The sequence below is a fragment of the Colwellia sp. PAMC 21821 genome (genome assembly GCF_002077175.1).
In the GTDB taxonomy this organism is placed as follows: domain Bacteria; phylum Pseudomonadota; class Gammaproteobacteria; order Enterobacterales; family Alteromonadaceae; genus Cognaticolwellia.
In genome coordinates this window covers 3,929,578-3,942,375 of record NZ_CP014943.1, presented here as the reverse complement: position 1 = coordinate 3,942,375, position 12,798 = coordinate 3,929,578, and the positions used below count along the sequence as shown (strand labels likewise).

The 12,798-nt window shown below is 38.6% G+C and carries 9 protein-coding genes; 5 read left to right on the top strand and 4 right to left on the bottom strand.

Annotation, left to right across the window (positions count from 1 at the left end; genetic code table 11):
* Window positions 1-65: 65 nt before the first annotated feature.
* From cmk to gyrA, 4 genes are all read right to left on the bottom strand, one after another.
* The gene (cmk, locus tag A3Q33_RS16665) at window positions 66-746 is read right to left on the bottom strand and encodes a (d)CMP kinase (RefSeq protein ID WP_081180923.1); all 681 of its coding nucleotides are present in this window, start codon (window positions 744-746) and stop codon (window positions 66-68) included.
* A gap of 84 nt (window positions 747-830) precedes the next feature.
* Window positions 831-2,114 carry a 3-phosphoshikimate 1-carboxyvinyltransferase gene (gene aroA, locus A3Q33_RS16660; RefSeq protein WP_081180922.1) on the bottom strand — a complete coding sequence of 428 codons (1,284 nt, stop codon included), beginning with the start codon at window positions 2,112-2,114 and terminating at the stop codon, window positions 831-833.
* Window position 2,115: 1 nt separating this feature from the next.
* Entirely contained in the window at window positions 2,116-3,201 is a 1,086-nt protein-coding gene (gene serC, locus A3Q33_RS16655) for a 3-phosphoserine/phosphohydroxythreonine transaminase (protein WP_081180921.1), read from the bottom strand.
* A 279-nt stretch (window positions 3,202-3,480) separates the two neighbouring features.
* The gene (gene gyrA / locus A3Q33_RS16650; protein WP_081180920.1) at window positions 3,481-6,213 is read right to left on the bottom strand and encodes a DNA topoisomerase (ATP-hydrolyzing) subunit A; all 2,733 of its coding nucleotides are present in this window, start codon (window positions 6,211-6,213) and stop codon (window positions 3,481-3,483) included.
* A 475-nt stretch (window positions 6,214-6,688) separates the two neighbouring features.
* Here gyrA and ubiG point away from each other — a divergent pair, with 475 nt between their 5' ends.
* The 5 genes from ubiG to yfaE all read left to right on the top strand — a co-directional run bounded on the left by ubiG (window position 6,689) and on the right by yfaE (window position 12,692).
* Complete coding sequence (gene ubiG / locus A3Q33_RS16645; RefSeq protein WP_081182718.1) at window positions 6,689-7,399, top strand: bifunctional 2-polyprenyl-6-hydroxyphenol methylase/3-demethylubiquinol 3-O-methyltransferase UbiG; 711 nt, start codon at window positions 6,689-6,691, stop codon at window positions 7,397-7,399.
* A gap of 154 nt (window positions 7,400-7,553) precedes the next feature.
* Window positions 7,554-8,231, top strand: coding sequence for an HAD family hydrolase (locus A3Q33_RS16640; protein WP_081180919.1), 678 nt, complete (start codon window positions 7,554-7,556; stop codon window positions 8,229-8,231).
* Between the two features lie 659 nt (window positions 8,232-8,890).
* Window positions 8,891-11,161, top strand: coding sequence for a class 1a ribonucleoside-diphosphate reductase subunit alpha (gene nrdA / locus A3Q33_RS16635; protein WP_081180918.1), 2,271 nt, complete (start codon window positions 8,891-8,893; stop codon window positions 11,159-11,161).
* Between the two features lie 140 nt (window positions 11,162-11,301).
* The gene (gene nrdB / locus A3Q33_RS16630) at window positions 11,302-12,432 is read left to right on the top strand and encodes a class Ia ribonucleoside-diphosphate reductase subunit beta (RefSeq protein WP_081180917.1); all 1,131 of its coding nucleotides are present in this window, start codon (window positions 11,302-11,304) and stop codon (window positions 12,430-12,432) included.
* A gap of 41 nt (window positions 12,433-12,473) precedes the next feature.
* A complete protein-coding gene (yfaE, locus tag A3Q33_RS16625) occupies window positions 12,474-12,692 on the top strand; it encodes a class I ribonucleotide reductase maintenance protein YfaE (RefSeq protein ID WP_231295715.1) in 219 nt (72 codons plus the stop codon).
* Window positions 12,693-12,798 lie beyond the last annotated feature (106 nt).

Here is a 12,798-nt window from a genome sequence, read left to right as displayed (position 1 = left end):
GTTTCATGGGGTAATTAAATAATTGCCCAGTGCATCCTTACAGTAGGCATAGGTTAATTTTCAGCTTACATTAATTTTTCATTACAAAATGAAAGGATTTTACTAACCACTTCTTCAATAGAAAGTTCAGTAGAATCAATAATTAATGCACCCTCTGCAGCGATAAGCGGCGCCACCTTGCGGTTTTGATCTCGCTCATCTCTTAGACGTATGTCATCCAAAAGGCGCCCGATTTTAACATCAAAGCCCTTCCCTTTCAACTGATTAAATCTTCTTTGTGCTCTTTCCTCGGCACTGGCCGTTAAAAATACTTTAACTGGCGCATCAGCAAATACAATAGTGCCCATGTCACGACCATCAGCAACTAAGCCAGGTGCAACCTTAAAAGCGCGTTGGCGCCTAAGTAATGCTTCACGAACACGAGGAAATGCCGCCACTTTTGACGCTAAAGCGCCAATTTCTTCTGTACGTATTGCATTTGAAACATCTTCGCCTTCTAAAATGACTTTACCCTCACCTACGCTGCATATTTGAAATTGCACATCGAGATGAGCCGCTATCGGCAATAAGGACTCTTCATCTTCAACACTAATATTATGGTGTTGAGCTGCTACCGCTAAAACGCGATAAATAGCGCCACTGTCCAATAAGTGCCAACCGAGTTGTTCAGCGACAATACGCGCAACAGTTCCTTTACCCGCACCACTTGGTCCATCAATAGTGATGACTGGAATGCTTTCCTGCATACATTTTTCTCCTAAAGTCGAAAATCGGCGGCATTATACGGGATTTATCGTTCAAAATCGCGTAATAATTTATTCTGTCACTATTTAAAAAAGTGAGACCGTCGATAACTTTTCAAAATAGTCAGGAAATGTTTTAGCCGTACACTTAGGATCATTAATCGTTACCGGTGTATCACTTAATGCAATAAGTGAAAAACACATGGCAACTCGATGATCATTATAAGTATCAATGTTTGCATGTTTCAAAACGGTAGGTGGTGTTATCGAAATATAGTCTTCACCTTCTACGACTTCAGCGCCTACTTTTCTTAATTCCGTTGCCATTGCCGTTAAACGATCAGTTTCTTTTACACGCCAATTGTAGATATTTCGAATCGTGGTGGTGCCTTTAGCAAAAAGTGCCGTTGTCGCTATTGTCATCGCCGCATCGGGTATATGGTTCATATCCATATCCACAGCAGTAAGCGGTTTACCAATAACGGTGATTGACTCATCGTTCCAAATAACTTCTGCACCCATTTTTTCAAGCACATCAGCAAAATGTTTATCGCCTTGAACGCTCAATTTACCTACGCCGTGTACCGTAATCTCTCCGCCTTTAATAGCTCCGGCCGCTAAGAAATATGAAGCAGATGATGCATCACCTTCTACCATATATTTTTCAAGGGCTTGATAAGACTGATTACCTTTTACGGTAAACGACTGATAATCGTTGTTTTGTACTGTTACGCCAAACCTAGCCATAATATCTAGCGTGATATCAATGTAAGGCTTAGAAACTAATTCACCTTCTATATTGATGTTAGTATCAGTTTTTAGTAACGGTGACACCATCAATATCGCGGTTAAAAACTGACTTGAAATAGAGCCATCAATGCTTACGGTACTGCCAGTTAGCTCCTTGCCCTTAATTTTTACGGGTGGAAAGTCTTTGTTTTCTAAATATTCAATATCGGCATTGAGCTGGGCTAAAGCGTCTACCAAGTGACCAATGGGTCTTTCTTTCATTCTTGGCTCACCGGTTAAAACAAAGTCGCCTTTACTCGCAGCAAGTGCAGCACATAACGGACGCATCGCGGTACCAGCATTGCCTAGGTATAACTCTAACGGTTCATTGGCATCAAAAAAGCCGTTGTTGCCTGTAACGGTACACTCTGTGCCACAATCACTTAAAGCATATTGAATACCCAAGGTTTTTAAAGCACCTAACATATAGTTGATGTCATCACTGACTAGCAGATTAGTGATTTTAGTTTCACCATTTGCAAGCGCTGCTATTAGCAATGCACGATTAGACAAGCTCTTTGAACCCGGGAGAAATACTTCACCATTAATTTTAGCGATTGGATTTAAGGTTAGTTGTTCCATGTTATTTAGCCTCTGCTGCAAATTTTTTCATAAAATCGATCAACGCTTGAACGCCTGCTATCGGCATCGCGTTATAGATACTCGCACGCATTCCGCCCACCATACGATGACCTTTAAGCGCTGTTAAGCCTTGAGCTTCAGCCTGTTTAACGAAATCAGCAGACAAACTGTCATCGGTTAACCAAAAAGGTATATTCATCAAGCTTCTATTTTCTGGCGCTATCGTGTTCTTATAAAAAGAACTTTGATCAATATATTGATAAAGCAACTGAGCTTTTTGCTGATTAATATCCGCTATAGCAGTAACGCCGCCTTTAGCTAATAGCCAGTCAAACACTAGCCCTGCTAAATACCACGCATAGGTAGGAGGGGTATTATACATTGAGCCATTTTCTGCCAGCACCTGGTAATTCATTATTGATGGCGTGTCTATGTGAGCATTGCCAAGCAGATCTTCGCGCACGATAACTATGGTTAAACCTGACGGGCCAATATTTTTTTGTGCGCCGGCATAAATTAAGCCAAACTTACTGACATCGAACTCTCGAGACAAAATAGTTGATGACATATCAGCAATTAATGGAATATCGCCAATATTTGGCACCTCAAAAATCTCGATACCATCAACAGTTTCATTAGGACAATAGTGCACATACGCTGCACTTTGGCTAATTGGCCACTCGTTACTTGGTTGAACTCGTTGGATGCCATCGACATTGTCCATTACATTGATAATATTAATATCACCGTAATGACTAGCTTCTTCGGCTGCAGCTTTTGACCAAGCACCTGAGACGATATAATCTGCGCTTTTTGTTTCACCCAGCAAGTTTAAAGCGACCGCAGAAAACTGACCACGACCTCCACCATGACAAAACAACACTTTATAATTTTCAGGAATAGTCATCAGCTTACGCAAATTTGCTTCAGCGGTTTCAGCAACAGCAATAAATTCTTTACTTCGATGACTGAGTTCCATCACGGAGCTACCAGTTTCGGCAAAATTTAAAAATTCACTTTGTGCTTTTTTCATTACATCAACAGGTAACATGGCTGGACCTGCGCAAAAATTGTAAACACTAGACATCTAACACTACACCCTTCTTTATTTAACTTGTTAAATTGAAAATAGTTTTATAGGTCAAGATTATTAACAAGTCATTCTATTATCTCTGGCTATTACGGCTGTAATACCCTGTGTAAAAATTCACTTAAATTTCACGGCTACTAGCATACCTATTTGGTAGGCAGCATCAATTCATAAATCAACTTTGATATAACCATTTTCAACTTGGTATAAGTAAATTGATAAATTTTACTCATAAAAAAAGGCGGTTATAACCGCCTTTTTTTAAGTTAATGACGGTTACTCTGGAGTATCGTCATTATCAAGTGGAGAATCTTCGCCTTCACTCTCATCAGTTTCAGGTGTATCTACTTGTTCACCTTCAACTGCTGCTAGCGTTGGCACTAGTTCGCCATTTTCATCTTCTTCGTATACTTCAACTTCTTCTATTTCATCGATACGTTGTAAGGCAACAACATGTTCCCCTTCAATCGTACGAATAATACGAACACCTTGAGTATTACGACCAATAACACTAACTTCACCAACACGAGTACGCACTAACGTACCGTTGTCTGTGATCAGCATAATTTCGTCTTGTTCTTCTACTTGCACTGCACCAACTACTGGGCCGTTACGCTCACTGACTTTAATTGAAACAACACCTTTAGTCGCTCGACTTTTCGCAGGGTATTCTTCTAAAGCAGTACGCTTACCATAGCCATTTTCAGTAATGGTCAATATCGGGCCATCGTTTTTCGGCACAATTAAAGACACAACTTTTTGATCGCCTTCTAACTTAATACCACGAACACCAGTACCTGTACGACCAATAGGTTTTAATGCCCATAATTGTTCGCCAGTTTCAGGATCAACTTTTATTTCACCTGTTTCGCTGTCACGTTTTTTCTCGTTAAAACGTACCACTTTACCGGCATCAGAGAACAACATTATATCATTCTCACCATCGGTAATATCAACACCAATTAAGGTATCGTCATCACGCAAGTTCAAGGCAATAATACCGTTGGCACGTTGATTTTTATATGCTGTTAACGCAGTTTTCTTCACGGTACCAGATGCTGTAGCCATGATAATAAACTTATCTTCTGCATATTCACGAACCGGTAGAATGGCTGTAATACGCTCGCCTTCTTCTAGTGGCAGAATGTTCACAATTGGACGACCACGCGCTGTACGACTTGCTAATGGTAATTGGAATACTTTTAACCAGTAAAGCTTACCGCGATCTGAGAAACATAAAATGGTATCGTGGGTATTAGCAATCAATAAACGTTCAATGAAATCTTCTTCTTTCATCTTAGTTGCTGCTTTACCTTTACCACCGCGACGTTGCGCTTGGTAATCACTTAATATTTGATACTTAACATAACCTTCATGTGAAAGCGTAACCACTACGTCTTCTTCAGTGATCAAATCTTCCATAGATAAGTCATGTGAAGCATTGGTAATTTCAGTACGACGTTCATCACCAAATTCATCACGAATCGCTTCAAGCTCTTCACGAATAACTTCCATTAAACGAGAAGGTGTTGCCAAAATATAAAGTAATTCAGCAATAATATCTAATAAGGCTTTGTATTCACTGATGATTTTTTCGTGTTCTAGACCTGTTAACTTATGTAAACGTAAGTCAAGAATGGCTTGTGCTTGTGGAGGCGTTAAGAAATACAGACCATCACGAATACCAAACTCTTCTTCAACCCACTCAGGGCGTGCAGCGTCATCGCCAGCAGCAGCTAACATGTCAGAAACAAGACCTAAGTCCCATCCCTGTGCTAATAATTGCTCTTTTGCTTCACTAGGTGTCGGTGAATTTTTAATTAAAGCGATTATTGGGTCAATGTTAGAAAGTGCAATCGACAAACCTTCAAGTAAATGTGCGCGTTCACGTGCTTTGCGCAATTCAAAGATGGTTCTACGTGTGACGACTTCACGACGATGCAAAATAAAGGCATCGAGCATTTCTCGTAAGTTGAATAATTTCGGCTGACCGTTGGTCAATGCCACCATATTCAAACCAAATGAAACTTGCATTTGAGTAAGCTTATATAAGTTATTTAAAATAACTTCGCCTACTTCACCACGTTTCACTTCAATAACCATACGCATGCCGTCTTTATCAGACTCATCACGTAAAGCAGAAATACCTTCTAAGCGTTTTTCTTTTACCAAGTCAGCCATTTTTTCAATCAAACGGGCTTTGTTAACTTGATAAGGTAATTCGAACACAACTATTGTTTCTTTACCCGACTTTTCATCGACTTCGATTCTAGCTCTGGCACGAATTTTAATTTTACCACGACCGGTAAGGTAAGCTTCTTGAATTCCCGCACGACCACTGATAATACCAGCCGTTGGGAAATCTGGTCCTGGAATATATTCTAATAATTCTTCAAAAGTAATATCGCTATTTTCGATAACAGCTAAACAACCATTAATAACTTCTGTTAAGTTATGTGGCGGAATATTGGTCGCCATACCTACCGCGATACCTGAGGTACCATTGACAAGTAGGTTAGGAATGCGCGTTGGCATAACCGCTGGTATCATTTCCGTGCCGTCGTAGTTGGCAACGTAATCAACGGTTTCTTTATCTAAATCAGCCAAAATAGAATGTGCGATTTTCGACATTCTAATTTCGGTATAACGCATCGCAGCCGCTGAATCACCATCAACAGAACCGAAGTTACCTTGGCCATCTACAAGCATATAGCGTAATGAAAAATCCTGCGCCATACGAACAATTGTGTCATAAACAGCTGTATCACCATGCGGGTGATACTTACCGATAACATCACCAACAACACGTGCAGACTTTTTGTACGGCTTGTTAAAGTCGTTGCCTAACACGTTCATCGCAAAAAGTACGCGACGATGCACTGGCTTTAAGCCATCACGCACATCTGGTAATGCACGACCTACGATTACACTCATTGCGTAATCTAAATAGGAGCTTTTTAGCTCATCCTCAATATTGACAGGAGCAATATTATTCGCCAAATCGGTCATAAATTGATGGTATCCCTTAACGTAAATCTAATTCAGAAAATTTCGAAATTATTATTTTTAATTAACACGGCATACTAGCATAAATATTTGTCATGCCCTACCGCTTTGTTTTGCTTAATTCTGCCGTTAAAAAGGCAAAGTTTCAAGTAAATGCTAGATATTAACTTTAATCACAATACAGATCTGATTTTAAAGGTATTTATTAAGCTATTTTTGCTAAAGAAACGCTTAAATAGTGGCCATTGTACGCATTTTAAGCAAATGTTATACTCAAGCGTTTGTTTTATTGTCGTTATAACTTATTTATCATCAGGTATCGGCTAACTAACCCAAGTTAAATTACAATAATTAAGCCCTATAAATAAAAAGCTTCAGCATTTTCAGTTTATTTAAGATGAATTAATTTTGACACTAGGCTTGTCGTTATTATTGGTTTAGAATCGCCTTTATTAAAAGACAAATAATGATAATAGCCATGTCTAATCCTTTAAATGTTAATCCAGACGAAATTGCCAAATTTGAACAAGTTGCCAGCCAATGGTGGGATCTTGACGGCGATTTTAAGCCTTTACACCAAATTAACCCTTTGCGTCGACAATTTATTTGCCAGCATGTCGGCGATATTTTTGCTAAAAAAGTAATCGATGTCGGCTGTGGTGGCGGAATTTTAGCAGAAAGCCTCGCACAACTTGGTGCAGACGTTACCGGTATTGATATGGGTCAAGAGCCCTTGAATGTTGCCAAACTGCATGCTTTAGAAACAGGCGTTAACGTTGACTATCAAAAAATTACTGCCGAAGAGAAAGCCCAGCAACAGCCGCAATACTATGATGTAGTCACTTGTATGGAAATGCTAGAACATGTGCCTGATCCTGAGTCAATCGTCAATGCCTGTGCCCAAATGGTAAAACCTGGTGGATTTGTTTTTTTCTCAACATTGAGTAAGTCTTTAAAAGCGTATTTATTGGCGATTGTGGCAGCAGAGAAAATTTTCAAGCTTGTGCCTAATGGCACACATGATCACAACAGTTTCATACGCCCATCCACTTTAATATCGTGGGCTGAATCATTTGACTTAAAATGTATTGATGCCGCCGGTATTCACTACAACCCGATAACTGAAAATCATAAGTTAACCGCATCGCTTGATGTTAACTATATCCTCTGTTGTCAACGCGTTCTGTAGCTAGGCTGTAGTTAGGCTGTAGTTAGGTCAGCATACTTTCAACTAACATAACTTCAATTAACATAACTCCAACTCATGAGTGCGTTGATATAAAATAAACATATCAGCGCTACCGCCAGCTTTTAAATAACCACAATAAGAAAGAGTCATATTTATGCCAACGGTTAACCATTCAACAAAGCAGCTTGCCAGCGTACTTTTTGATTTAGACGGCACACTATTAGATACCGCCGATGATTTAGGTGCGGCATTAAATCATGTTTTGCAGCAATACAATAAACCCGCTGTTGCAGCCAAAGATTATCGCCCTATTGCTTCAGACGGCGCTTTAGGATTACTTAAACTAGGCTTTGGTCATGATATAAAGCAATATGACTATGAAATTTTGCGTCAACAGTTTCTTCATTACTATCAAGAGAACATTGCCGTACATACACGTTTGTACCCAGGTGTTAAAGCGCTATTACAACACTTAGAGGATCATGCTATACCTTGGGGGATTATCACCAACAAACCAGAAGGTTTAACAAAATTACTGCTACCTCATTATCCTGAGTTTACCAACTGTGCAGTTATGGTAGGTGGTGACACCTTGGCTAAACGCAAACCCGATCCTGAGCCTATATTGCACGCCTGTGAACAAATTAATGTCGATAATAAACAGTGTTTTTATGTCGGCGATGCCCTGCGCGATATTCAATCCGGAAATAGTGCTCAAATGACAACCTTCGTTGCGAAATGGGGATATATTCTTAGTAATGAAAATTGTCAAACTTGGCAAGCCGATCACATCATCGAAAAGCCACTAGACCTACTTATGTTTATTAACTAAAACTGAGTAAAGCCTTACTGTTATTTTTGTTTCACTACAGTAAGGCATTCGTTATTTTCAAGCCGATTTGTGCTCACCACTCTAGCCAAATACTGACAAAAAAATGAAATAACCATCATTTTGTCTCGCAACACGTTTTAGCCGCTAAATTGCCTTATATATAACCTACCGCTTTATAAAAATTTCTAAACATGATCTTAAAGCGTTGATAAAATAATCACTCGTCAATTTAGCGCACAAGAATTAACCTAAAAACATAAGCCACTGAATAATAACAATTAAATTTTTTATATTACCTTTAGTCATATAAACGCTAAAAATTAAAATAAAATAATTTAGGTCTCAAAAAAAAATACAAATAAGCGTTGCGTTTTATATAAATCAAAATTGAAAAGCGCTACTAAGTTAGTTGTCACTAACAGAACTTTTACTCTAAAAAAATCAAGTAATATTCGATAATTTATATCGCTTGCATTGTAGTGCAAACCTCACTATCTTGTGATCAGATTTTGAAAAACCCCAATATATAGTGCATTTTTCATTCAAAGGCATTTTGAATGAAATACGATTTATCTCGTATAAATGACATATTGAGGCAATTAACATTATGAGCACCTATTTTGGGTGGTTGTAACAACAAATAGATTTACAGGTCTTTCATGAATAACAAACTCTTTGTTACAAAACGCAATGGTTCAAAAGAACTCATCGACTTAGAAAAAATCCACAAAGTTATTGCTTGGGCAGCTAATGGCCTAGACAATGTTTCGGTGTCACAAGTTGAATTGAAATCTCATATTCAGTTTTATGACGGTATTAAAACCGCTGACATTCATGAAACCATTATTAAATCAGCCGCTGATTTAATCTCGGAAGAAACACCTGATTATCAATACCTATCAGCACGCTTAGCTATCTTCCATTTACGTAAAAAAGCTTACGGCCAATTTGAGCCTCCAAAGCTTTATCCACATGTCGTAAAATTAGTTGAAGCGGGCAAATATGATCAGCATTTATTAACTGATTACAGCGCTGAAGAATTCGAACAGTTAGAAGGTTTTATGGATCACGGACGTGATCTAGATTTCAGTTATGCGGCGGTAAAACAGTTAGAAGGTAAATACCTTGTACAAAACCGTGTCACCGGTGAAATTTATGAAAGTGCGCAATTTCTTTATATTTTAGTCGCGGCTTGTTTATTCGCTAAATACCCGAAAGAAACCCGCTTAGATTATGTTAAAGGTTTTTATAACGCTATTTCTACCTTTAAGCTTTCATTGCCAACACCTATTATGGCAGGTGTTCGTACGCCTACTCGCCAATTTTCGTCTTGTGTATTAATTGAATGTGGCGATAGCTTAGATTCAATTAACGCGACAACGAGTTCAATTGTAAAATATGTTTCTCAGCGTGCGGGCATTGGTATTAACGCCGGTCGTATTCGCGCATTAGGTAGCACAATTCGTAATGGTGAAGCATTTCATACCGGTTGTATTCCTTTTTACAAGCTCTTTCAAACAGCGGTTAAAAGCTGTTCGCAAGGTGGAGTTCGTGGTGGCGCAGCTACCCTTTTCTATCCGCTTTGGCATTTAGAAGTTGAAAGTTTACTGGTACTTAAAAATAACCGTGGTGTTGAAGAGAACCGCGTTCGCCATTTAGATTACGGCGTACAATTTAATAAATTAATGTATCAACGCTTGATCAAAGGTCAATCTATTACCTTATTTAGCCCAAGTGATGTACCTGGCTTATACGACGCATTCTTTGAAGATCAAGACAAGTTTGAAGAGCTTTACGTTAAATACGAAGCCGATGCTTCAATTCGTAAAAAATGCATCAAAGCGATTGAACTGTTTACTTTATTTGCCCAAGAGCGCGCAAGTACGGGTCGTATATACTTACAAAACGTGGATCACTGTAATACGCATTCACCATTTGACCCAACTGTAGCCCCTATTCGTCAAAGTAATTTATGTTTAGAAATTGCCTTACCAACCAAGCCAATGAAGGATGTTAACGACCCTGATGGTGAAATTGCGCTATGTACATTATCCGCCTTTAACTTAGGCGCGATTGACAGCCTTGACGAATTAGCAGGTTTAGCTGATTTAGCCGTACGTGCTTTAGACAGTTTATTAGATTACCAAGACTACCCAGTTCCGGCTGCACATACCGCAACTATGGGCCGTCGTACATTAGGTATAGGTGTTATTAACTACGCTTATTACTTAGCAAAAAATGGTGTTTTCTACTCAAATGGTAGTGCGAATAATTTAACTCATCGTACTTTTGAAGCCATTCAATACTATTTATTAAAAGCGTCTAACGAATTAGCCATTGAGCAAGGTGCTTGTCCTAAGTTTAATGAAACGCGTTTATCACAGGGTATATTACCTATCGATACTTACAAAAAAGAAATCGATAACATTACCGGTGAACCACTTCATTTAGATTGGGAGTCACTGCGCGCTAGTATTAAAAAGCACGGAGTTAGAAACTCAACAGTATCGGCATTAATGCCGTCAGAAACCTCATCGCAAATATCTAATGCAACTAATGGTATTGAGCCACCTCGTGGTTTGATCAGCATTAAAGCGAGTAAAGATGGTGTTTTAAAGCAAGTCGTACCTGAGTATCAACGATTAAAAGATAACTACGAATTACTGTGGAATATTCCAAGTAACGAAGGTTACTTGCAGTTAGTTGGTATTATGCAAAAGTTTATTGACCAAACTATTTCAGCTAACACCAACTACGACCCTTCACGCTTTGAAGGTGGTAAAGTGCCAATCAAACAAGTGTTAAAAGACATTTTAACCGCCTACAAGCTTGGTATTAAAACCATGTATTATCACAACACTCGTGATGGCGCTGATGACAATCAAATAGATGTTGATGACGATTGTGCCGGTGGCGCTTGTAAGATATAGCGTATCATCAGAGGAAAACATAGGTTTTCCTCTTTTTTTGTCAACATATTTGTCTGGCAAAAAAACTAATAAAAACTAGATAAATTACCATTAAGTAATGAAATACTGCCTTCAAATGGCGCTATTTCAAGGAGATATAAATGTCGTACACTACGTTTAACCAAACAGCTAACAATGCCTTGTTAGAACCAATGTTTTTGGGGAACAGTGTTAATATTGCACGATACGATCAACAACGTTATATGGCGTTTGAAAAACTGATTGAAAAACAATTATCGTTTTTTTGGCGTCCAGAAGAAATTGATGTATCAAAAGACCGTGCCGATTGGCAGAGTTTAACTGACTCTGAAAAACATATTTTTATTTCTAACTTAAAATATCAAACGTTACTTGATTCAATGGCTGCTCGTTCAGTAAACGCGGTATTACTGCCATTGGTTTCATTGCCAGAAGTTGAAACATGGGTAGAAACATGGGCGTTCAGTGAAACGATTCACTCTCGTTCGTACACGCATATTTTACGTAACTTATTTACCGACCCTAGCGAAGTGTTTGACGATATTATGGTGAATCCTGCCATTTTAAAACGTGCCTCAAGCATCGCACAATATTTTGACGCCGTAATTATCACCACGCAATTATTACAATCGCAAGGTGCTGGTAGCTATGAAGTTGACGGTAAGACGATTGAAGTTAGCGAACGTAAATTGAAAGAACGCTTATTTTTAGCTATATGTTCGGTAAATGCTTTAGAAGCTATTCGTTTTTATGTCAGTTTTGCTTGCTCATTCGCCTTTGCTGAGCGTGAGCTACTGGAAGGTAATGCAAAAATCATTAAGCTTATTGCCCGTGACGAAGCACTACATTTAACCGGTACACAGCATATCCTAAACAATTGGATGTCAGGTAAAGACGATCCTGAAATGCAAGAAATTGCCACTACGTTACGTGAGCAGGGTAAACAAATTTTCTTAGACGTTGTAGAGCAAGAAAAAGAGTGGGCCGACTATCTATTTAAAGATGGCTCAATGATTGGTCTTAACGCCGCAATTTTAAAACAATATATTGAATACATCAGTAATCAACGTTTGAGCGCTATTGGCTTTGACGCACCCTATGATATAAAAAGTAATCCACTACCATGGATGAACTCATACTTAGTTAGCGATAATGTACAAGTTGCACCACAAGAAACGGAAATTTCTAGTTACTTAGTTGGCCAGGTTGACTCGTCAGTATCGAGCGACGACTTCGACGATTTCGACTTATAGTATTTATGTCTTTTAGTATTACGGTCGAGGGACAGGAAATAATGTTCCTCGATAAAGACAAAAACATTCTAAATAGTCTAGAAAGAGAAAATATCGAATCACACTTTCATTGTCGTGATGGTTTTTGTGGCGCTTGTCGGTGTGCGTTAACAAAAGGCACGGTTGAGTACAGTCAATTCCCTTTAGCTTTTATTGGCGACAATGAAATTCTCACATGCTGTTCGTACCCTACTTCTAATATAGAAATTACGATTGACTAATAATATTACTGTTTTAGTTTTACTGTTAACGTAAAAAATACAGCGAAGATTACTTTTTCTGGACGTTTAAATGTAAAAAAGCAGCGAATTATCGCTGCTTTTTTGA